Annotated in this window: 20 protein-coding genes; 7 read left to right on the top strand and 13 right to left on the bottom strand. The window is 39.4% G+C overall.

Features of this window, described 5'->3' with window-relative positions:
- Window positions 1-248 precede the first annotated feature (248 nt).
- The 3 genes from PKC55_RS05870 to PKC55_RS05860 form a co-directional block, all read right to left on the bottom strand.
- The gene (locus tag PKC55_RS05870; RefSeq protein ID WP_291124904.1) at window positions 249-713 is read right to left on the bottom strand and encodes a hypothetical protein; all 465 of its coding nucleotides are present in this window, start codon (window positions 711-713) and stop codon (window positions 249-251) included.
- Between the two features lie 13 nt (window positions 714-726).
- Window positions 727-1,275 (bottom strand): hypothetical protein, encoded by a 549-nt coding sequence (locus PKC55_RS05865; RefSeq protein WP_291124906.1) that lies wholly within the window; start codon window positions 1,273-1,275, stop codon window positions 727-729.
- Between the two features lie 123 nt (window positions 1,276-1,398).
- Window positions 1,399-1,911, bottom strand: coding sequence for a hypothetical protein (locus PKC55_RS05860; RefSeq protein ID WP_324372261.1), 513 nt, complete (start codon window positions 1,909-1,911; stop codon window positions 1,399-1,401).
- A 425-nt stretch (window positions 1,912-2,336) separates the two neighbouring features.
- On the opposite strand from PKC55_RS05860, the gene PKC55_RS05855 reads away from it, so the two are divergent.
- Window positions 2,337-3,209 carry a DKNYY domain-containing protein gene (locus PKC55_RS05855; protein ID WP_291128014.1) on the top strand — a complete coding sequence of 291 codons (873 nt, stop codon included), beginning with the start codon at window positions 2,337-2,339 and terminating at the stop codon, window positions 3,207-3,209.
- Between the two features lie 118 nt (window positions 3,210-3,327).
- Here the strand turns inward: PKC55_RS05855 and PKC55_RS05850 are convergent, their stop codons facing one another.
- Window positions 3,328-5,418: a T9SS type A sorting domain-containing protein gene (locus PKC55_RS05850; RefSeq protein ID WP_291128017.1), complete on the bottom strand. Its 2,091-nt coding sequence runs from the start codon at window positions 5,416-5,418 to the stop codon at window positions 3,328-3,330.
- Window positions 5,419-5,977: 559 nt separating this feature from the next.
- Window positions 5,978-6,367, bottom strand: coding sequence for a hypothetical protein (locus tag PKC55_RS05845; protein WP_291029058.1), 390 nt, complete (start codon window positions 6,365-6,367; stop codon window positions 5,978-5,980).
- A 265-nt stretch (window positions 6,368-6,632) separates the two neighbouring features.
- Between PKC55_RS05845 and PKC55_RS05840 the strand changes: the two genes are divergently transcribed.
- Complete coding sequence (locus PKC55_RS05840; protein ID WP_291128020.1) at window positions 6,633-7,685, top strand: phage portal protein; 1,053 nt, start codon at window positions 6,633-6,635, stop codon at window positions 7,683-7,685.
- Between the two features lie 61 nt (window positions 7,686-7,746).
- Here PKC55_RS05840 and PKC55_RS05835 read toward each other — a convergent pair whose 3' ends face one another.
- The gene (locus PKC55_RS05835; RefSeq protein WP_291128023.1) at window positions 7,747-8,109 is read right to left on the bottom strand and encodes a hypothetical protein; all 363 of its coding nucleotides are present in this window, start codon (window positions 8,107-8,109) and stop codon (window positions 7,747-7,749) included.
- Between the two features lie 295 nt (window positions 8,110-8,404).
- Here PKC55_RS05835 and PKC55_RS05830 point away from each other — a divergent pair, with 295 nt between their 5' ends.
- Window positions 8,405-8,947, top strand: a complete 543-nt coding sequence (locus PKC55_RS05830) for a DUF6712 family protein (RefSeq protein WP_291128026.1) — start codon at window positions 8,405-8,407, stop codon at window positions 8,945-8,947.
- Window positions 8,948-9,078: 131 nt separating this feature from the next.
- On the opposite strand, the gene PKC55_RS05825 is transcribed toward PKC55_RS05830, so the two are convergent.
- Window positions 9,079-9,969 (bottom strand): hypothetical protein, encoded by an 891-nt coding sequence (locus PKC55_RS05825; protein WP_291128029.1) that lies wholly within the window; start codon window positions 9,967-9,969, stop codon window positions 9,079-9,081.
- 250 nt (window positions 9,970-10,219) lie between these two features.
- Between PKC55_RS05825 and PKC55_RS05820 the strand changes: the two genes are divergently transcribed.
- Window positions 10,220-12,643, top strand: coding sequence for a hypothetical protein (locus PKC55_RS05820; RefSeq protein WP_324372256.1), 2,424 nt, complete (start codon window positions 10,220-10,222; stop codon window positions 12,641-12,643).
- A 268-nt stretch (window positions 12,644-12,911) separates the two neighbouring features.
- Here PKC55_RS05820 and PKC55_RS05815 read toward each other — a convergent pair whose 3' ends face one another.
- The 6 genes from PKC55_RS05815 to PKC55_RS05790 form a co-directional block, all read right to left on the bottom strand.
- Window positions 12,912-13,418, bottom strand: a complete 507-nt coding sequence (locus PKC55_RS05815) for a hypothetical protein (protein ID WP_291127824.1) — start codon at window positions 13,416-13,418, stop codon at window positions 12,912-12,914.
- A gap of 68 nt (window positions 13,419-13,486) precedes the next feature.
- Window positions 13,487-14,695 (bottom strand): hypothetical protein, encoded by a 1,209-nt coding sequence (locus tag PKC55_RS05810; RefSeq protein ID WP_291127826.1) that lies wholly within the window; start codon window positions 14,693-14,695, stop codon window positions 13,487-13,489.
- A 10-nt stretch (window positions 14,696-14,705) separates the two neighbouring features.
- Window positions 14,706-15,173, bottom strand: coding sequence for a hypothetical protein (locus PKC55_RS05805; protein WP_291127828.1), 468 nt, complete (start codon window positions 15,171-15,173; stop codon window positions 14,706-14,708).
- 299 nt (window positions 15,174-15,472) lie between these two features.
- Window positions 15,473-16,135 (bottom strand): VOC family protein, encoded by a 663-nt coding sequence (locus PKC55_RS05800; protein WP_324372253.1) that lies wholly within the window; start codon window positions 16,133-16,135, stop codon window positions 15,473-15,475.
- Between the two features lie 207 nt (window positions 16,136-16,342).
- The gene (locus PKC55_RS05795) at window positions 16,343-17,131 is read right to left on the bottom strand and encodes a hypothetical protein (protein WP_291127239.1); all 789 of its coding nucleotides are present in this window, start codon (window positions 17,129-17,131) and stop codon (window positions 16,343-16,345) included.
- Between the two features lie 175 nt (window positions 17,132-17,306).
- Window positions 17,307-18,131, bottom strand: coding sequence for a hypothetical protein (locus PKC55_RS05790; RefSeq protein WP_291127237.1), 825 nt, complete (start codon window positions 18,129-18,131; stop codon window positions 17,307-17,309).
- 1,232 nt (window positions 18,132-19,363) lie between these two features.
- On the opposite strand from PKC55_RS05790, the gene PKC55_RS18175 reads away from it, so the two are divergent.
- From PKC55_RS18175 to PKC55_RS05775, 3 genes are all read left to right on the top strand, one after another.
- On the top strand, window positions 19,364-20,104 hold the full coding sequence (locus PKC55_RS18175; protein ID WP_524536936.1) for a hypothetical protein: 741 nt from the start codon (window positions 19,364-19,366) through the stop codon (window positions 20,102-20,104).
- An 86-nt stretch (window positions 20,105-20,190) separates the two neighbouring features.
- The gene (locus PKC55_RS05780) at window positions 20,191-21,138 is read left to right on the top strand and encodes a hypothetical protein (protein ID WP_324372249.1); all 948 of its coding nucleotides are present in this window, start codon (window positions 20,191-20,193) and stop codon (window positions 21,136-21,138) included.
- Between the two features lie 55 nt (window positions 21,139-21,193).
- Window positions 21,194-21,340, top strand: coding sequence for a hypothetical protein (locus tag PKC55_RS05775; RefSeq protein WP_324372247.1), 147 nt, complete (start codon window positions 21,194-21,196; stop codon window positions 21,338-21,340).
- Window positions 21,341-21,476: the final 136 nt, after the last annotated feature.

Genomic DNA, 21,476 nt, shown 5'->3' with positions numbered 1-21,476 from the left:
AGTTGTATGAAAATGTTGATGTGTATTTGTCCGTCCTAAGTCTCCGTCCTTAGGGGTTTGCAACCCCTAAGCTTTACTATTAGGATTTAAAATCCTAACAAGAATTACTTTCGGATTGCAAATCCGAAAGGACGGTAGATTTCTGTCTGTAGGTGCGGGGCTTGTCCCTGCCCGTCCAATTGAGGGTAACCACAAGGGTTACCCCTACAAAATACCTGAATAACTATTGCTGATTACTTATCTATCCGTCAGTTGAAATATTTATTCAATTCGTCGATCGTTGCTTCAAAAAGTTGGTCGTACCATTCGGTTTCAAACTTACTATCTATCCTTTCTTCCAATGTTGCCAGTATGGGGCGCCCTTCGTGTCCGTCTCGCCAGATAGCACGTGCGATGAGAAAAAGGGTGCTGTTGTCACTCGGGATGTTTCGCGATAATGCCCAGTCTCGCAGCTCATCCAATGGCGGAAACTTACCTTTGCGGGGTGCTCTGCCTTTTTCGAGAAAGGTGATATAATTGTCGAAATAGGCTTCGATTACGATATTTCCTTTTGCCGCTCGCCACGATACGTTTACGTCTTTCGCTTTCTCTCGCAGTGTGTTTTTATTCACCTTGGGGTTTCTGCTGATTTTGTCGTCTTTGAAAATATCGCCAGCAAGAATGGCTATTTCGTTCGTTATCTGATCTATTACTTTTTTTACTGCGGGAGTCATTGCTTTAGATTTATTACTTCTTTATTTTCAGATCAAAATCGGGAAACTTATTCACAAACACTTCGCAATTGCTCGCAGGCGATAAGTCGAAGCTCTTTAAGGTTTGACCTTTTTCGAACTCCTTGCTTGCATCAAACTGCTGATCGATGAGGCATAGGTTTTGCATGTTTGCCTGTGTAAAGTTGACCGAAAAACGACAACCTGCTGCATTGTCGTCGTAGTAATCGCTGAGTGTCATATAATCCCAATCGGGAGTGATGGAGATGCCCAGTGTGTCGCGGTCCCGCTTGATACGCTCTATGATATTCAGCCCGGTAGAGAAGGCAAGGTTTTGCAAGTGGCTTACCGACTCTTCACTTTGCGGGAGAAAAAGAATTGAAAAGCTCACCGAGTTGGAGAATGTATTGTTTCGGTTATTGCCCCGCAAAGGGTCTTCGAGCCAGAAGAGAGGATAGGCCTCTTTGCCGCTGCCCAGCTCGTAATTACGCCCATAGTAGAAGGCTTTGATAAGCTTATGTTCACGGGCTTGCTGCCTGAAAATGTTGATTATACTTTCTATCATTTCTAAAAATTTAGGATGTGTTTATTAATAGATAATTTTCTTAGAAAATGATGAAAAGAGGTGAGGGTCACCTCTTCATCTGTCTCTCAAACTTATACTGGTCTTCTTCGGCGTGCGACTTGTCTATTTTGTAGAGGAGAAATCCGAACACTTCGCCAACTGTTTTTCGAGTGATCGTATCAAATAGGTGTATCTTATCCTCTGCCAAATCGGCAATCGTTTTATACCACCCCCATTTATTGCAAAAGTCTTTGTATCCTTTAGAAACCGGGCGGCTTGAGCCATTACCGTCGAATAGTGGTTCAAAATCGCTTCGTATTCTCTCTTTTTGGATAAAAAAAAACTGATCAGCGGAAGTGCCTTGTCGCATGTCAGGTTTTTGAACATTTCGGTACGTTCGCCCAGCAAGTCAGGGTTGTACTTTTCACCGATAGGGCGGCAAAGGATAGCCAGCAGTTCGGAGAGTTTGCACTCGCTGTCGCTACCGATCACATTTTCGGCATCGACCCATTCGCCGAGGGTAAGTTTGTCGGCAAAGGATACGAAATATTCCGTGTCTCCCACTTTTACTGCGTTAGCAGGGGGCAGTTCGCTGTCAAATACAAAGTCTACAATCTCGGCAAGGGCATTAAACACCTGCGCGGGCGATTCCAGCAGTACATTCGCATCGATATTGCACACATCGGCAACAAAATGCACCAGATCGAGCTTAGTCTCGGGCTTTTGCATGTAAAGTTTTTCGTAGCGTGATAGCTTGATGTCGCTCCAGTTTTCGGGGATCTCTAGTTTTACGTTGTTTAATTCTACTGTTACCATACGTTTTTTAGTTGTTTGTATAGTAATAGATAATTTTGTGGGAAGATGATGAATAGGGCGATTCTTTGTATATTTGGTGATATGTTCGAAGGATGACAGAGGAAAAGGGAGTAGGGGATTGCAAATCCCCTTTAACGAAGTGAGGGATTACAAATCCTCTGCGACGCAGTAGTTTTCGTTTGAGACAATTAAACCTTCTCCAAGATTTATATTCTAACAAGAATAAAACTATAAATGTAAATACTATGAAAAAGTTGATTGCATTACTTATATTGACACTTTTATATACTCATTCTGCTGACTTGTCGGCTATAGAGCATCATTCACAAGAATCTGCCAAAGTGAAGATTTCTTGCCAAAGAAAGATAACGTCATTGGGCGGCGGTTATTCAAAAGATGATTTCTCTGTTTATTTTCGAGGCGAAAAGTTAAGGGGTGCCTCTGCCAGCTCATTTAAATATCTGGGTGGCGGCTATGGCAAAGATAACTGGAAAGTATTCTATCGGGGGATAGTAGTTGAAGAGGCTTCGGCCTCATCGTTTGAATATTCGGAAAGTGGCTACGGTAAGGATAGCTGGAAGACTTTCGTTGGAGGTAAAGCTGTTGCAAATCAAAATCTGCAGTCTATAGGCGGTGATTATTCGAAAGATGATTTCGCTGTTTATTTTCGAGGCGAGAAGTTAAGGGATGCCTCCGCCAGCTCTTTTAAATATCTGGGCGGTGGCTACGGCAAAGATAACTGGAAGGTATTCTATAAGGGGATGGCAGTTGAAGAGGCTTCGGCCTCATCGTTCGAATATTCGGAAAGTGGCTACGGTAAGGATAACTGGAAGAGTTTTTTTAGAGGTAAAGCTGTTGCAAATCAAAACTTGCAGTCTATAGGCGGCGGTTATTCGAAAGATAATTTCAGTGTTTACTTTCGAGACCAAAAGATCGAAGATGCCTCTGCTAGTTCATTTAAATATCTGGGTGGCGGCTATGGCAAAGATAACTGGAAAGTATTCTATCAGGGGATGGTAGTAAAAGAGGCTTCGGCTTCATCGTTCGAATACTCGGAAGACGGGTATGGAAAGGATAACTGGAATGTGTTTTATAGAGGGAGAGTTGTAGAAAGATAAACTTTTTTTGAGGACGACACCGAAAGGGCACAGGTGATTATTATATCTCAGAAGGTTAAATAAGAAATGCGAGTTTAAAAAAACTCGCATTTCTTATTATTCACGTATTTAGCTTATACTATTTATTCTTCATTACTTTTTCTCGAACTATATTGCCTTCGTTATCTGTACTTTCGAAGAAATATATACCCCTGTTCAGGTTTGTGTTTTCTATATTGAAGTTCACTGTGTTTTTTTCTTCATATACTTTTACTCCGTATATATTATAGATGCGGACATTTTTAAAAATAGGAGTATCTTCTACGATAAGAGATTTGGTGGTTGCAGGTTTTAGAGTTACCACTTTGCTTAGAATAACCCCATCTTGACTTACGCTGATTGTTGTTGTTCTAGGTGATGAACCATTATATTTTGATTTCATAAAAAGCCCCCATGTGTAAGGATTCGGATTCATTTCTTGCGTTACATCAAATAAAGATGAGTCGTATGTCCATGTAGGCCTAGTTGTTGATCCTCCTGCTAGAATAAAAGGTGAAACTACCCCATAAGTGAAAGTATCACTCCCCGCCAGATAACGGTAAAGTACAGGAATACTCTTCTGTAATGTTAATTGATCTGCTATACTGACTTCCACAGATACGCTACTTAGAGCCGTACTAGAAACACGATAAGTAGCTCTAGTCGTTCCTTGTCCACTGGTCAAGGTCAGGTGTTGATTGTTTTTCCAAAAGATCTTCTGACTACCTATATAATTTACTAAATCAACACTAACTGTTCCATCTCTATAAACTATACTTTGCCCATAATCAGATATGCTTGGTTCGGGCATATATTTGGTGTTTGTAGTCATAAGACTGCTCCCCAGCCAATTGCTCAAACGGGTGGCGTCACTACCTCCTCCTGTCCAAGATTGGTCTAGTCGACCATAATAGACCGACACAAAAGAGCTATTAGGACTACCAATCAATTGGCCTATTACTTTTTTATTTGAATTAAACAGTGGAGATCCCGAAGAGCCTGGCTCTACAATTCCGTTATCAAAGCCAACAGACCAAAGTGAGCTTATCGGAAAACCTTGTGGTCCAATATTTATTATCTGATTATTTGTCGGTATACTATGGTCATCAAAAGATATCTTCATAACATCTCCCCATGGATGATGGATTGCTGTTCCTCTTGGCGAAATTGCTCCATTACGTTCCCAGCCTAAGAATGAAACTTTCATAGGCCCAAAATATGGTATCGTATTTTTTTTAATTTCTACCAAAGCAAAGTCTGTTGCAGCCCATGCAGATCTGAATGTTGCTCCATTACAGGTAATACCTGTAGTAGGAGAGCTTCCTCCGCAAGCATTTCTTGTGAAATGGAATTTGAACATCCATTTTTCGGCATTTGATTTTTCGGTAGCAGTCAATTCTCTATCAGTATTACTATCAACACAATGAAAAGCTGTCAGAAAATAAGGAGTGCCTTCAGAGGCACTGTTAATCAATGCTCCGCTACACCATTCTGTACCATTACTTAATAGAACTACTGCAATAGCATCAGATTCAATCTTCCAATCCGGATAACAAACTACATCATTATGCGAAGACTGCTGGGCATCGCCATAGCCTTTTAGTTTGCTTGCTTTTGGTGGAGTACTTCCTCTATAGGCATGTATCACTCTTTCTATTGTCAACCTGCTATTCTCTTTCTGATCTGAAGGTTCGAACAGATAAATAGTTACATCATCTCCTTCTATGAGGTCAGTAAGGAAGAATCCACTCTCTGTATGATCTTTTTGAGTCACAGGGCCATAAAGTACTGTGTTTTTTTTGTTGGTTATATATAATTCTGCACCTTCGGGAAGATAGAAGTTGTTAAATACAAAATTAATAGAAATAGCTCCTTTCGATTCGAAGTTCATAGACCACAGTCTCCCTCCATCTATACTTCTCCAAGTACCATCTTTTAGTGTGTAGTTTACATCAAATCCTTTGCCAAAGCGATAAGGCGTATCACCCATCTCGTCTACGATCTGATCCTCTTTAAGCATCCTTTGCACATCGAAGGTTGGCATTTGATGTTTGATCCTCGATTTTGTTCGTTTTTCTAATATTTTTATCTGATCCAAAGCATTTCCTTCAGAGAAGTACCTTGTTTCCACCTGCCCGACGGCAAGTAGCGTGAAAATTGATAAACTAAACAATAGTAAAATTTTTCTCATAACTATAAGATTTAATAATTAAACAATTTGTTATTTATTCTTATGGAAAATAAATAACTCTTATTAACAATGTGTCTGTCGCAAATCTATAGAGCATAAAATCAGATATTATATATAGGATAATATTCTGAACAGATGCTTTTTGTGGTCTTTTGTCAGACCCTGTAATACTTATGAGGTGATATCAATGTTTAGTAACTGAGTTGATAAATGTACAAAAAGATTTTGTGTTGTTGTTAAAATTTAACTAATATTTTTTAATAAATACTTAGTGATAAAAATCAAGTTATAAAATGATTTATAGTATTATTCCTGTCTGTTCTTTGGCGGTTGTAAGCTCAATGTTTTTAATATAAAGATTTGTAAATAAGAGAGGTTGAAGCAAAAAGGGAAGCACGTATATTCACGATATATCCTCTCTGTCATGCTGAGTAACGAAGCTTTTCTATTACTCTTAGGATGGAACAAAAGCGAGAGCTAAGCTTGTAGAATCGTTCTTAACGAAGTCAGCCTCCCAATAATGAGAGACTGACTTATATTTAAGTACGTAAAAGCAATGCTATTTCATTAATATAATTCTTATTATTCCTACACCATGAGTGGTTGGAATAGAAGTTCCATGCCCCGAAGATGAACCACTTGTCGTTTTTGCATATAAATTTACTTCAAGATCAAAATAATTCTTGTCTCCTTTTCTAAAAAAATACCACATAACATCGTCGTAGTAAATAGAGAATTCAACTGTTGTCCCTTTTATCTCGAAATGATAGGCAAAAGGAAGGTTAAAATCAATAGTATCGTAACTTCCGATGTTTAATGTTCTCTTAAAAATTAAAGGCTTTTGATTTGATGAATCATACGTAAATTCAGCAAGTAAAAACCTTGGAGATTGAGAAAATGCTGTTGCTGCTAAAATAGTAAATAGAGAAAGTAGAATAAGTTTTTTCATTTTGTATTTGTTTTTATAGTTAAAAAAAAAGGTTGTTTTAAAATTAATAAAATTTATCATTTGTATTGCAATAACACTTCATCTATCTTTATCGATATTTTCTATGAAGATATCCTTCCTTTTGTCAGGATGACAGAGGAAAAAGCAAAACAGAATAATTTTTCATCATTTTCTCCAATAATTATCTATTGATGTAATTGATAACATCAAAAACGATATGAGAAAAGAAGAAAAAACGTACACAGTAATTAAGCTGTCGGATACCGTGCGCACGTATCCCACTTTTACCAAAAACCACAAAGGCTGGATAAACTACGATCGTGACAATCTCCTGCCACAGCGCATTATCGAGCTCAACAACGAGTCGGCAATCAATCAGGCGGTGATAGAAAACAAAGTGACCTATATCTGCGGATCGGGAATTGACGGAGCAGAGTATTACGGTCAGCCCAATCCAAACGATAGCTGGGACGACCTGATAGAGAAAGTAGCGAAAGACTATGTCTCCTTTGGCGGGTATTGCTTCCAGATCATCCTTAACGAAAATGGGAAGAGCATGAGCCTCTATCATACCGACTTTAGTAAGGTGAGGATAGGAGAGGTGAACGATTTTGGCATCAACCTCAGCTTCTATCTGTCTAACGACTGGCGACGCACGGCAGGTAAGTACGCACCTGTGGCGATAAAAGCTTACGGCAGCGAGGAGATGCAAAAGGGCGTCCCGTATCTGTACTATTACAAAGACTATGCGCCAAGCCTCGACCATTACCCTGTACCGCAATACTACTCGGCATTGAACTACATTGAAGCGGACGGATTGCTCGGCAAATTCTACCGCAACTCTATCCACAACGGCTTTGTGCCCTCTACCATCATCACCATGCCGAGCAACCCGAGCGAAGATCAGAAAGACCAGTTCCAGACGGATATAGAACGCAGCTATGCGGGTACGAACGGTGCAAACAGCATTGTGGTGCTTTGGGGCGAAAGTCAGGAAGTGAAGCCTGTGGTGACTTCATACACGGCGAGCAACAATGCCGACTTGTACAACAATGTGGATGAAATTATCTTTCAAAAGATTATTTCGGCGCATCGTCTTACATCACCTACCTTGGCGGGACTGTCGGGTTCGGGCAACCTGTCGGGTAATGCCAGTGAAATTATCAACTCGTTTGTGCTTTACAACCAAACTGTTATTCATCAGCTTCGCCGACGGATACTGGATACACTCAGCATTTTTACGATCAACAATGGATACAAGAAACTCGAGTTGCGTGACTTGGATATCGTAGAGCAGATTTCTGATAGGGCTATATAAGAATGTGCCAATAGCTGAATCTATTAGCATATTGGCACATCAAAAATATTGGATGCAATTTTTATCTTCTTGGCGGGTTGAGTGGACGATTAGGTCGATTGGGACGGTCGGGATAATAAACTCCGGCTTTGTCACTGTTTACCTCTACCAGCTTCCCGTTCAGGAAATGTAAAAAATAGTAGTCTGTTGGAATCCTTTCGGCTCCCGGCTCATACTGTGTATAACGCAATACTTCGAGATTACCCTCGTTGGTTTGAGTCAACGTTACAAGCTGAAAATCGGAACCCAATCTCTTTATTACTTGCGACTTGGTCATCCCCAATTCCAACTGCTGTACACCTGTTTGCACAGTAGCACACGATGCTAAAATAAGCGAAAACAAAGCAACGAAGAGCGTTCTTTGAAGGAGCTTAATCTTTTTCATAATGTTTAATTTTATATTTAGCTTTATAGTTAAGACAAGCAAAAGTAGTATAAGTTTAATCGCAATATGAATAAAAAGTCGAGAATAATGATAAAATTTCTACCGTTCTTCGCCGTTCTTTCGGATTTAACTACGTTACACTCCGTTGATTGCTAATTATAATCCGAAAGTTATTCTAATAAGGATTTAAAATCCTCATAGTAAGCCTTAGGGGTTGCAAACCCCTAAGGACGAAGGGACAAAGAGGGTAAAAAGGAAGCATGACAAGTAAAAAAACAATTAAACAAAAACAAAAATGAACGAATACATACAAATCCCACTTATCACCGAGAGCCTCTTTAAGCAGCACTCTCCCGTGACAGCAAACACCGACATCACCGAGTTTGTACCTTACATCTGCATTGCACAAGAGCTGCATATAGAGCCTGTGCTGGGCGAAGCATTGATGACTGAGCTCAAGGCACAGATAACCGAAAATACGCTCACAGCGCACAACAGCGACCTCATCGTGCGCCTAGCCCCCGCCTTGTCGTTCTATGCCGTCTATCAGGCGTTGCCTTTCCATTGGGCTACCATCGTCAACAAGGGTATCACCATCCGTGAGAGTGAGAACAGCAAAGCCGTAGATATCAAAGACCTTGCACAACTTCGCCAGTGGATAAAGAACGATGCCGATGTGTTAAAAAATCAACTGATGGACTTCCTCTCCAAGTGTAGTGCCCACTATCCGTTGTGGCGTCCGCAAGATGGATGCTGCGACAAGGTGATGGGCGAAGGCTCAGGAAGGAAATCGTTCGACAGCGGCTTCCACTTCAAAGGCAAGAGGAAAGGCTGCTAAGGAAAGAAATCCCCTAAACTCATTCAAGTTTAGGGGATTTTGTTTTGTATGCTAAAATGCTCCGTTCTTCGGGGTTTAACGTAGTTAAATCCGAAAGGACGTTAAGTTTTTGAGGTCGTGATATTCTAGCTTTATTCTGTCCATTCTATTAACGTATCATTGAGGAAATGTAAGGTGTAACTATGATTCTCTGTGCGAAAAAAGAGTACTTCTATTTTTCCTTTGGGTGTTTGCTGTTCCGAGACAATGCGATAGTCTGTACCCAACTCTTGTATCATTTCGTTTTTGTGCATACCTATTTGTGGTATTATTTCTTGACTCCATTCTACAATTTTATCGTTAACGAAATCTATTGTATAATTATAAAAAATTGTACGGAAATAAAATTCTTCTTTCTTCCCTTCGGTAGATTCTTTTGCAGATACAAGCTTATAGTCTGTGCCTAGTTTTTCTATTATATGGTCTTTAGACATTCCTTTTTTCAGGTTTGGTGTTTCACGCCATTCCACGAGTTTGTCGTCCGCAAACTTTATCGTATAATTGTAAGAACTTGTATAAAAGCGGATCACTTCCATTTTTTCGTCCGCAATCTTTTCTTCTGTAATAGTTTTATAATTTTTTGTATCGAATATTTTAATTATGTCACTTTTCGCAGTTCCCATTTTTAGTCTCGATTCTTTACTCCACGATACTACTTTATAGAGAATAATATTGACAGTATAGTCGTACACCCCTACATGGTAAATGTATGTTTCTTCGTTACCTTTCTTGGTCGGTTTGCTCGATATATACTTATAGTCTGATCCTAGTATCGAGGAAAGATCCCATTTGCTGATCCCTACTTTCAACTCTTTTTCTTTATTTTCTGCCTTGTTGCTGCTTGATGTTGTACCCGATGAGTAAGACGGAGAATTAATGAAATCGGATGCAAAGTCTCCAACAGACTGCAGTGCTTTGCAGCTACAGAATAATATTGTAACAAGCAGAGGTAATAGTAAATATCGATTTATTTTTCTAATCATGTTTTGTCTTCATTTGTGTTAATTTCTTCAAAGGTAAGCTTTAAATTTAATATAGAGAATATGCTGTCTACAAAAGGCGTTTAAACTTTCAACAAATCCGTCCTTCGGGGTTTGCAACCACGAAGTTTTACTATAAGGATTTTAAATCCGAAAGGACGTTACATCTGAAAAAAGCTTGAGAGAAATCTCAGGCTTTTTTTTATGATTCCTCTCCAAATTTATCTCTATATATACTAATAATTAAAATATTATGGCAGATAAAAAAGAATTTACACTCAAGGTTAACGGCCTTGAGCAGAGTATTGAGAATGTAGATAGATTGGTTGATAATATGCTTGGTTTTGAACAGCAGACTATAAAAGCGATATCGGCTCAAGAGGTTTTGCAAAGTGTTATTGAAGCGCAAGATCCTAAAAAGGGCATTGAAAAAATTATTCCTGTTTATCAGAAGTTGAATAATATTCAAGAGCATCTCTTGCAAATGACCCCAATAGGCATAAAAGCACAACAGGAAGCCTATGAGATTGTGGCTAAAGGTATAAAAACACAAATTGAAGGATCGAAGACTATTGACAAGTTAAATAAGGAGAAACTTGATGACTTAAAGAAACTGGAACAGAAGGAAATGAAAAGAGTGGAGAAGCTCGAACAATATAAAATAACCTCACTCGAAAGGATTGAAAAGATCGAAAAAAATAAAAATATCTATCTTTCTGATGATCGTAAGGTAAGAGAAGAGTTTATAGATGCAGAAGAAAAGAAAATAAAAGAATCTACAGAAAAAATTGCCACACAACGCGAAGAAGTATTGAAAAAAAATCTGCAAACCATGCAGGACGAAGCCGATGACTTTTATACACGACAGATACGCAGCATTGAGTATAAGTATAGCCTGGAAGAAGCTCAGATAAGGAAATCTGCTGACCTTACCTTTACTGCCGAAGCAGAAAAAATAGCATATAAAAAAGGAGCTGCTGCCGACGAAGAAGGACTGAGAAATACACTCTATACCAAACTAAAAGACCTGGATGAGCGCAGAACAGCAGAGCTGAATAAAGCCGAACAAGAGCATCAAAAAGCACAAAGTACGATTATTGATAACATTATCAAAGAGCGTTCTGCCAATTTGGAAGTGGAGATTGATACCACATATAAGAAACTGGAAAAAAAGACTAAGAAAATCGTAAAAGAGGTTAAAGATCTTTTTGACGGAATAGATCAGGAAACTCAGAAGTCAATCATTGCAGAATCTGTGAAGATGCAGAAAGCGGCAAAGGATGCCACCGATGCCGTAAAAAAGGAAGCTGCTGCCATGAAAGAGGCTACCACCGCAAAAACCGAATCAGCCACAGCCTCTAAGACTGAAACTGCTGCCACCAAAGAAGCTACTGCTGCTACAAAGGAGGCTACCGATGCCACTAAAAAATACATTGACATAAATGCTACTCGCACCAACTTGAAGTCAAGGCAAGAAGAGATGAAAATAATGCAGAAGTTGCTGAGAGAACAATACGACGAGCAGATAGCAGAATATGATAAAGAAATAGCGGCGGCAGGAGATAACGCCGAAAAACGTAAAAAAATAGAAGACAAAAAGAAAGAGTACACTAGGCAATATGGAGTAAATATAATAAAGCTTGGGCAAGGAATCAATTCCGCCAAAAAGAAAGAGCAAGATCTGGGGATATTGCAATGGGTACAATATGCTCAGAAAGCAGAAGAGATAGCAGGTAGCATAAAGGGAGTTACAGACCAGATATCAGGTGCATTAGGATCTGCATTTACTGCTGTAAGTAAAGCTTACGATGCGGAGATAGCTTCATGGGATGAAAAAATAAAACATCTGAAAAATAAAAATGTAGAAGTCTCAAAAGAAATTGAGAATCAGGGGAAGAAAGTAGCGGCGTTAGAAGCTGCACAAAAAAACGCATCTGCTGCCGGCTTAGAGAAAAGAGCGGAGGAATTAGCGACAAGTTTAAAAGCAGAAAAGGAAATATATCAAGAACAATTAAAAAACAAAGAAGAACTCGAAAAAAAAGAAAGGGAATACGAAAGGCGAAAAGCAAAAGAGCAAGCAAAAAAAGAAAAAATAGAGAAACTAAATCGCAAAGCCACGTTAATAAAAAATATTGGAGAAGCGACAGTCAATGTCGCCCAAGGGATAACCAAGACTTTAGGGGCTTATCCATGGCCGTTAAATCTCGCACTCGCTACTATTGTTGGTGCTGCAGGTGCTGTTCAGATAGGGATTATGACCAAGCAACTGGCCAAATTCCAAGACGGCGGTCTTCTCCACGGCAAACGCCACTCACAGGGCGGTATGCGTATCGAGGGAACAAATATGGAAGTAGAGGGCGGCGAATTTGTTGTCAACCGTGTGTCTACCGATAAAAATCTGGGACTCGTAAAATATATCAATGAGCAACGGCGCGAACTGAAACCAAAAGACCTCGATGCCTTTTTCTCACGTTCGTCTCAGGGCTTGGAACCGTCCTTCAAGCGGATGTTTGCCCAAGGGGGGCAGTTGCCAACCATCGAACCCGCAACCAATGTTGACAACGACAGCCTGATAAAAGCAATTCAAGCTATAAAAATAGAGCCTAAAGTTGCCGTCACCGATATTCACCGTGCACAAGACAATATGGTAAGTGTAAGTGGCTGGTCGGGGGTATAATGGATAGATAGCGGATAGGTTTCTTTCCCTGCTAAAAAGCGTGGCTCATGAGTCACGCTTTTATTATATGCAATCATTTCAATTTACTTTTTTTCGTTCCAAGAGAAAATTTGCAACCTATCGTTCTTCGGGGTTTGCAACCCCGAAGCTCATACTATCAGGATTTTAAATCCTGATAAGAATAACTTTCGGATTGCAATTAGCAATCAACGGAGTGTAGCGTAGTTAAATCCGAAAGGACATTCGTTTGCAACCTTCATATTGCATATTATTTACTGACGTATATGAGAACTGTATTTAGTTTCTTTTTTTCATCATACTGTTTTGTTATTCCGACAAAACCCTCCGGAGGTCTGCTCCATGCGAAATCTATTTTTCCTTTTTTGCGTAGTTCGGTTTCTTTATTTGGCTGTATGCCATAGTCGTTTTCGAGTATAGATACCAACTCATTGAATTCTATAGGATTCTTATTATTTTTATCAAACTCTTTGATATATGAGATTAGCCGAAGCCCACTCTCATTAAATGTTAAAAAACAAGTATTGAATACATATCCGGCCAATTCCATATTCGTAACTTTTATCACGTTTTCCAACAGGGGGATGATTTGTATGTCTTCTGTCTTGATATCGATTAATATTTCGTATGCTTGTTCGATAGTCATACCCAGATAGAATTCACCTAGCCCGGTTATCGGTACGTCTGTTTTTACCGATTGTGCAAAAGATGTAGTGGCGGATAGTAATAAAATAAGAAGGATAATTTGTGTCTTCATAGCTTTTATATTATTTGGTGCATAATAATAGGCTACTTTTCCCCCTTCGACTCAGGGAGATTTGTAATCTATTTATTGTCAAGGTAGTACTTTATTAAGCTGGAAGCAATTGGTGTTACAGCTTCCAGATTAATAAGAGAATCGTTAAATAGCTCTGTATGGGTATTGCCCCGAGCATCTTTTTGTTTATCCATATATGAGATTAATTCGGTTATTGTAAAAGTTTTATCTTTATTTTTGAGACCTTCCTTGTCGATTTGCTCCATATAATTTAATGTGTTGTCGTATATTTCAAAAAGACCTAAAAGCTGGTCATACCAGTCATACACTTCTTTTATATAGCAAGTATCGTTATTACGGGCAATGTATGTTGTAAAATCTCTATTTGGGAATGCCTTTTTTACTTTTTTCAACATTGCTTCGTCTCTCAGAAAGCTGAGCAGATCATTGATAGTTCTTGCATTTTTTAAATAATCCAGATTGTCAAATAAAAGTTGCTCCAAATATTCAGCACTCTCTTTATATTTCATATCGGTTTTTATTACATCAAACCTTTCTTTGTATTTTTTAGTTAGTCTTGTTTCATAATTGTCACGTCCTTTGAGTGTTTTGTATTCTTTTCCGTCGATAGTATAGTATAATCCTTTTTTTACGCCTCTGATCTCATCAGCAACTATTCTTAACGCTTCCGATTTATCGATAGGGGCTTTCTCGTTTTGTAATTTTTGCGATGTTTCTCTCAAAACTTTGCCTAAGTCTCCAATTTTATTGTTGTTTTCTACATATCTATCCAAATCTATTGTCGGTCGTTTGATCGATCTTCCTTTATGCAGGTTTATGATATCGGTATGATATGTTGAAATCATATTGTATTGATCAACAATTAGATCGAAGAGTTCTCTAAATTCTTTCCTGTAGAATGTTTCTCCATTGCAGGCGATAGTAGGTTCCAGTTTTATATGGTTTTTTATCTCTTTGTATTCGCCCGAATCGATCGTTTTTTTTGCATATACATTGGCTATTCTAATATCTGAAATTGCACTCTTATAGAGTTCAAACATTTCGGAAAAAGTATCAAAATAGTCGGAAGTGCAGCGACCGTTTACTTTCATATATTTGATATCTTCGGAAAGTGTTTTCCACAATATTATTTCCTGCGCATCGCGATGTGTTTCCGATACCCATTCGCTGCCGTCTAGGGCATAGTAAACTGCTTGTTGGGCAAATGATGTTACTGTCATCAGCAAAAAGGCTGATGATAAAATGATTTTTTTCATATTATAGGATTTAAAGATTTGCGATGTATGCAACCGACAATTTAGGTACGTTATTATTCGTTTCTATTTTCAGTAAGATTATGTTGTTCTTGGCGTCGTACCATATTGTCGATCCGTCTTTTACAGAGGTGTCACCATACCTTATTTGCATTATGCGAAGTAGATGGTTGAAATCTTTTTCGGCATCGTCCCAATAGGTATATTCCTTTTCGAAACTCCCAAACCAGAGTAACTTATCGAAGCTAAGTATAGTTCTGTCAAACACGACTTCGTCTAACTCTATGTTCTCTACTTCGATATCTGTGTCTAACTTAATAGCTTTAGTATTAGGTGTTTTGTGTTTTTTGATAGCATTTTGCCCTTGTTTCTTTGTCATGCCAAATTTGAAATGTCCGAAACCTTCGATTGGGGGTGTTGAATTTTGAGCAAACGTTGCTAAGCTAAGCACAAAAAATGCTACGATGGTAATTTTTCTCATGATTATTGTGTGTTTGTATTTGTCCTTATCAGTAAAGATAACCTTTTTTATCCAAAAACAGCTACAATTCCCATTAATAGTGGGAATAGAGAGGTTTTTCTCTTATCCTTTACGAGAGGATTTTAAATCCTGATAAGAATAACTTTCGGATTTCAAATCCGAAAGACGAAGCAAAAGCCTTGGTCGCAGGGGATTTGTAATCCCCTGTTTTCTGTCTCCTTTCGGATTGCAAATCCGAAAGAACGTTGAAGATGAAGCAAAAGCCTTCATGAGGACACGAATAGTATAATATTCTAGAATTATTCGATCTCTAATATGTAATTCTCATTAGCTTCATTGTCAAAGACGATTTTTGTGGGGAAAGACTTCGCTAAATCATTTGTAGGGAACCAATTTCTCTGATTATTTACTAATACTAATAAGCCGTAATCATCTCCCAAAGCCGTAAAACTATCGGTACCTGCTTGCTTGGTAAACTCTTTTATACCGTATTTATTCGTTAGAAAGTCAGCCGTTTGACTTGCTGACTCGGATACTATACCAATTTCACTGGCATAAAGTATGGAGGAGCTATCAAACGGTTTTTTCGTTTCGTTATTCACATCAAATCTACAAATCAACTCGAGTAAATTTAGATTGTTATCATAGAAGTAGAATGATTTTGCATTCCACAAGTCGAATTTTGAAACGAAATTATTTTCATCTATGACCGGTATTAGTTGAGTTCGTGCTTTCATCCACTCAAACGCCTCTTCGAATTTATTGTTAGGAATGTCAAATGCAAAATGATAAACAGGTTTGATATTTGTTTTGGTTTGGATAAAAATGATTTTAGTACTTCCCACATTGAAAGATACAGTATTTGGACTTTTATCCTCTGTTTTTACGTTTAAAACGTTGTTATAAAATAGTTCGGTTTCTATAATATTATCTGACAACAGATGTAACTCTTTAATTTTCATGTCTTTTTTTGTTAGTTTAATGAAAGTCAGATACTCTGCTTTGTATATAAAGCAGTAATATCCGTCACAGGGGGATTCGAAATCACCTGTTTTCCGTTCTTTTGGATTTATAATCCGAAAGTTATTTTATTTGGATTTCAAATCCTTATAATAAGGCTTCGGGGTTACAAACCCGAAAGACGAAGGTTGATGTATGTTGCTAAATTTTTACTGTTCGCTCCACTTAGTTTTTGTAAGATCTGTAATTACAAATTCTTTGGCTTCCATGTCGGGTTTCACCTTAAATGTGTAGTGCGTATCAGCTTCCAGTGCACCTTCCGAGATAAAAGCGATATAAGATTTATTATCTATCGTAATTGTTATTGCGCTTGGTCCATATTCACGATTGGCCACAGCTATTGCTTTGTAGCGATTGGTGTTGTTGCTGTCTCTCAAAGGTGTTATTCTTCCGTAGTTATATACTTCAATTTTAGCATTGTCGGGTAGTCCTTCCGTTTCAAATTCGAGCAAGGCATTGGCATGCGTAAATACCAAGTCTTTGATATGCGGACTAACCGTACTTTGATAGTTGCAACACAACGCATCTGCATTGAAAAACTTTTCGGCAGTGCTCTGATCTTTTATATTGGGGTAGACGGGAGGAGTCGGTGACGTCTTCGTTCTTGTTGTATAATCTTTCGATACCAACCATAAAGGTGCATAGCCTGTATCTCCTTCTTTGTAACTTCTGTCGAATAAGAAAGGTTGGTCTTTAGGCGAAAGTACCATTATCTTGTTCTTGTCTATCGAAAAATTGTAATCAGAAGCCGAAGTGCTGTAGCTATAAATGTAACCAATCATAAGCTTCCATTCGCTTCTGTCAGAGAGGTCTACTTTCGAAATCCCTTCTGCTGTTTGCAAAGGCACGCCTTTGGTTTCTTCATCTTTGTTGTCGCTGCAAGATGCGATAAATAGCAGGATGATTAGGGGAAAGCAGTACCGTATAAGATTCTTCATAATATATTGGGTTTCTATATTTGTAAATACGTTTTGAGAATACAAGAATACAAATATAGCCTTTCTTTTGTTGATTATCGCCGGATAAAACTGTGTTTCATCCGTTCTTCGGGGGGCTTGCGTTACAGTTGTGTCACAGGGGATTTGCAATCCCCTGTTTTTTTAATGTTTATTTTCAGTTTACTGTTGTTTTCGGCAGATAGGTCATTTTGTGAATAGACCAGCTTGCTCCCTGAAACTTATGTTTCAAGTCTTTTGCACTCTTGAAAGTCTCGGCATAATATTGCCCTATAGGTATGTTGTACCAATTGGCACTAACCTCATCAAAAAAGTCTTGCCAATTCTGTCTTTCTATTATAGTATTTGCCTGTTCGGCAGTAATAGTTATAGGAACACTAAACAAAGTTGAGTATTTTGCCTCCCAAAAATAGAGATCTTCCGCTTCAGGACTGATATAGTCTCCTTCTTTGTACATAGCTTCTACGTAGAGATGCTTATTTTCAATATATACCTCTATCTTTTCTTTGTTGCCATAGCCTAAAGTTATCCAGCTGTCGGTGTAGGGCTCATATTGAATCCTTAAAGCATTACCCTCAAACTTATATTTACAAACCGCATTCAAACCCTTTATAACAGTGTATGATCTTTGGTCTCCCCAGCCCAAAGGAGTTATATAAGCACAACCTATAAATCCATTTATTTTTACACTGTCTGTTCCTTCAATAAAGATGATATACGAATCTCTTACCACTTCGCCAAAGTTGAGCATACCTCCGTTCATCCGGCTATTATGCACTTGGCGGTACTTACTTGTCTCTATACCCTCTATTCCTCCTTCGCTACTGCCATTCATCGACTTAAACATCAGGCATACAGTATCGGCGACAGCTAATGTTTTGTTTTCTACTTTTGGGGGAATAATTGTATTGTCGTCCGTACAGCCTATCATTACCAAAAGGAAGGAAATAAGAATTGCTCGTTTCAAGTGTTTAGCTTTCATAATATTTGAGGTTTAGATTTTTGTCGTTTAAAGTTAAAATATATTTGTTAAATAGGCTAATTTATTTCTTAAAATAAAACACAAGTTGATTGTTTAGACAATTTTTATTGCATAACCTTTCGTCACAGGGGATTTGTAATCCCCTGTTTTGCTTCTTTTCATCCTTCGTTCTTTCGGATTACAAATCCTTACAATAAGGCTTCGGGGTTGCAAACCCCGAAAGACGAATACATTTCTATCCCCTCTCTTTACCCTAAAAACTCAAGCAAAACATTCCCCATACAAGAGCGTATAACCCCAAGCAAACCCTCCTGCAAAATATAAAGCATAACCGTAAGCCTTATATATAAACATAAACAAAACATAAACTATAAAAGAAAACAGTAAAAGAAAAAGCCTGCTGCTTTTTGCACCTATTTTTCAAAAATGAGGTGTTTTTATCTTTTAGTATTATCCCTGTTTTATTTATCTTCTCTTTTCCGTCCTTTTCCTTTCTCGTCCTTTGGCGAGTAGGGGCGATCCCTTGTGGTCGCCTGTATATAAAGGGGCACGGACAAGCCACTGCCCCTACATCTTTGTCACAGGGGATTTTCGTCACAGGGGATTTGTAATCCCCTGTTTATTCCCTGCATCCTTCGGGGGTTAACTACGTTACACTCCGTTGATTGCTAATTGCAACCCCGAAGCTCATACTATCCCGATTTCAAATCCGAAATAATGGCGCAGGTTACATAAACCTTCCCCACTTATTTGCATTTTATTTTTTCAAAATTATCTCATAGTACGAACCCACAATTTACAACAAAATGAATACACCGATTTACGATTGCATGATCGACGAAAGTGCCGACGACCTGACGGGCATCTATGCCATTTCGTTTGTTGACTTTCCGGCAAACCAAGTCGATTTTATCGCTCTCGACAGACAACAGGAACTACACCTTAGCCGAGATACCGCAAAGCAAGTGCTCACAGGCGTTGTGCTCAAACCGGGGCAACTCATCTACCGCCATTCGCCCCAAACGGGTGACTATTACATCCGCTTTTCGGAGGAGCAGGTAGAGAAAATTGCCCGCAAGATGATGAAAACAGGTGTTGCCCTGCATAGCACCACCCATCAGCACCGGTCGCCCCTCACAGGCAACTACCTCACCGAACTGTGGATAGTAGAAGACCCCGAAAACGACAAATCGAAAGCACTCGGATTTAGCGACCTGCCAAAAGGTACACTCATGTGCAGCTACAAGATAGGAGACAAAAACTATTGGGAAAAGGAAGTGATGAGCGGGCATGTAAAGGGATTTTCCCTCGAAGGCTTTTTCTCTCAGCAAGTTTCCCTATCCCGCATAAATAACAAAAGTATGAATAACAAAAAGAAAAAAGTGAAACAGACATTGCTTGGGCGCATTGCAAACATGTTGCTCGACATCGATGCCGTAGAAAAAGCAGACACGACTGCCAGCGGCACGGCCTATGTGGTCTTTGTTCTTGCCGACGGCAAAGAGGCGTATGTGGATGCCGATGGATTTGTGACGCTCGATGGCGAGCAGATGGCGGCGGGAGAACACAACCTGTCAAACGGAAACCTGCTGGTAGTAGACGAGAACGGACAATTTGTGGAAACACGAGAGCCTTCGGACGATAAAACCAACCCCGAAGATGCCAAAGCCAAACAAGCTTTGCGAAGCAAGAAAAGAGGAGTATGGCTGTCCGAGTTTGACGGAAAAACGGCAGAAGCCCTCAAAGCCAAGATTGCCGAAATGCAGGCTACCATCGAACAACTCCTGCAAGCCCTCGACGAAGCAAACGGAATGCTCGAAGATACCAAAACACAGGTCGAAGAAATGCGCCGCAAGACACCTTCGGCATATCCTGCCGTACAGCTTTCGGGCACAGGCAAGTCTCCTGCCGAGATGAGCACAGCCGAGCGCATGGCAGCGGCTCTTAACCAAACTATCAACAGAAGAAAATAATCAATATGCCAGTATGCTAATCCGAATACATATTGAATATGATTGGCACATCGGCATATTCTCACATTAAAAAATTGAATAAAATTATGGCAAACATTTACGACATTTCATCACTTACTTATCAACCGTCGTCTAACATGGATTGGTTTACAAAAGCCATCTTCGGCGGAAAGCTGATCGAAAAAGGAAAAATCACACCTGTGATCGGGGTGAAAGACACTACACAACTCAACCTAATCGACCTCGAAGGGAATATCCTTCAGGCAGATTCACGCGATTGCTCGTGGACACCAAACCAGATCGCCAAACTAAGCGAAAAAGAACTGAAAGTAAAAACCTACAAAATCAACCTCGAGCAGTGCATCGACGACCTCGAGCGCAAACGCACCGTATGGATGCTTAGTCCGGGAGCCAAAAATCAGGAATTGCCCGCCACCCTCGAAGAGGCAACAATGACAATCCTTGCTTCGGAACTTAGCAGCGAGATCGAAACCAAGATATTCAAAGGCGACAGCTCGGCAGATGCAAACGACTTCGACGGAGCTGTAAAAGTATTGACCGACAGCACACAAGCCATTAAGCTAACGGGCGTATCGCTTACAAAGGCAAATGTACTGGCAGAAGTAGAAAAGGTATTCGCTTCCATCCCCGAAGATGTAATGGCGATGGGCTTGGAAAACGACTCGCTGAACATCTACGTTTCGTACTCGGCATATATGAAGGTCAAAATGGCGTTGGGAGGTATCTGGGGCGACAATGTAGTGGTTAGTCCAAACTTTGCGGTAGAGGGAGACACGGTGCGCTATATGGGCGTGGAGATTGTTCCTGTGAAAGGCCTTGATGATAACGATATGATAGCCGCCGATTCTAAAAACTTCCTTGTAGGTACAGACCTCGTTCGCGACTTGGAGGAAATCCGTTTAGGGCAGTTTGCTGCTCCAAACGATAATAAGATTTTCATCGACGGACGTTTGCGCCTTGGCTTTGCTATCCCTTTCGAAGACGAAGTAGTATTTTATAGTTCAAGTAACTAATCGGCTGTTATATAATGCTCTAATAGAGTTTGTATACGATTTCTTTTGTTCTCAGATGGATATTAAAGGAGTAGGGGCGAGCCCTTGTGGTCGCCCCTATATAAACGGGCAGGGACGAGCCACTGCCCCTACCTATACGACACCACCGTCCTTTCGGATTTGCAATCCGAAAGGACGGTCTTATCCGGATTTAAAATCCTAGTAATAAAGCTTCGAGGTTGCAAACCCCGAAGGACGAAGGTAAAATGATATAGCGAACATTGACATTAAAAAGATGCCAACCAGAAGTACAGTAATATTTGGTTTTCGTATAGTCATAGTTATTTCAAAAATAACAA

The sequence above is a fragment of the Dysgonomonas sp. genome (assembly GCF_035323175.1).
Classification (GTDB): domain Bacteria; phylum Bacteroidota; class Bacteroidia; order Bacteroidales; family Dysgonomonadaceae; genus Dysgonomonas.
The sequence above is the reverse complement of the archived record's forward strand: the minus strand, read 5'-3'. Positions and strand labels throughout refer to the sequence as shown.

What these genes read in the sequence shown, in the direction of transcription:
- PKC55_RS05870 (WP_291124904.1), bottom strand. Translation starts at nt 713, where the DNA reads ATGACTCCCGCAGTAAAAAAAGTAATAGATCAGATAACGAACGAAATA.
- PKC55_RS05865 (WP_291124906.1), bottom strand. Translation starts at nt 1,275, where the DNA reads ATGATAGAAAGTATAATCAACATTTTCAGGCAGCAAGCCCGTGAACAT.
- PKC55_RS05855 (WP_291128014.1), top strand. Translation starts at nt 2,337, where the DNA reads ATGAAAAAGTTGATTGCATTACTTATATTGACACTTTTATATACTCAT.
- PKC55_RS05850 (WP_291128017.1), bottom strand. Translation starts at nt 5,418, where the DNA reads ATGAGAAAAATTTTACTATTGTTTAGTTTATCAATTTTCACGCTACTT.
- PKC55_RS05845 (WP_291029058.1), bottom strand. Translation starts at nt 6,367, where the DNA reads ATGAAAAAACTTATTCTACTTTCTCTATTTACTATTTTAGCAGCAACA.
- PKC55_RS05835 (WP_291128023.1), bottom strand. Translation starts at nt 8,109, where the DNA reads ATGAAAAAGATTAAGCTCCTTCAAAGAACGCTCTTCGTTGCTTTGTTT.
- PKC55_RS05830 (WP_291128026.1), top strand. Translation starts at nt 8,405, where the DNA reads ATGAACGAATACATACAAATCCCACTTATCACCGAGAGCCTCTTTAAG.
- PKC55_RS05825 (WP_291128029.1), bottom strand. Translation starts at nt 9,969, where the DNA reads ATGATTAGAAAAATAAATCGATATTTACTATTACCTCTGCTTGTTACA.
- PKC55_RS05820 (WP_324372256.1), top strand. Translation starts at nt 10,220, where the DNA reads ATGGCAGATAAAAAAGAATTTACACTCAAGGTTAACGGCCTTGAGCAG.
- PKC55_RS05815 (WP_291127824.1), bottom strand. Translation starts at nt 13,418, where the DNA reads ATGAAGACACAAATTATCCTTCTTATTTTATTACTATCCGCCACTACA.
- PKC55_RS05810 (WP_291127826.1), bottom strand. Translation starts at nt 14,695, where the DNA reads ATGAAAAAAATCATTTTATCATCAGCCTTTTTGCTGATGACAGTAACA.
- PKC55_RS05805 (WP_291127828.1), bottom strand. Translation starts at nt 15,173, where the DNA reads ATGAGAAAAATTACCATCGTAGCATTTTTTGTGCTTAGCTTAGCAACG.
- PKC55_RS05800 (WP_324372253.1), bottom strand. Translation starts at nt 16,135, where the DNA reads ATGAAAATTAAAGAGTTACATCTGTTGTCAGATAATATTATAGAAACC.
- PKC55_RS05795 (WP_291127239.1), bottom strand. Translation starts at nt 17,131, where the DNA reads ATGAAGAATCTTATACGGTACTGCTTTCCCCTAATCATCCTGCTATTT.
- PKC55_RS05790 (WP_291127237.1), bottom strand. Translation starts at nt 18,131, where the DNA reads ATGAAAGCTAAACACTTGAAACGAGCAATTCTTATTTCCTTCCTTTTG.
- PKC55_RS18175 (WP_524536936.1), top strand. Translation starts at nt 19,364, where the DNA reads ATGTGCAGCTACAAGATAGGAGACAAAAACTATTGGGAAAAGGAAGTG.
- PKC55_RS05780 (WP_324372249.1), top strand. Translation starts at nt 20,191, where the DNA reads ATGGCAAACATTTACGACATTTCATCACTTACTTATCAACCGTCGTCT.
- PKC55_RS05775 (WP_324372247.1), top strand. Translation starts at nt 21,194, where the DNA reads ATGGATATTAAAGGAGTAGGGGCGAGCCCTTGTGGTCGCCCCTATATA.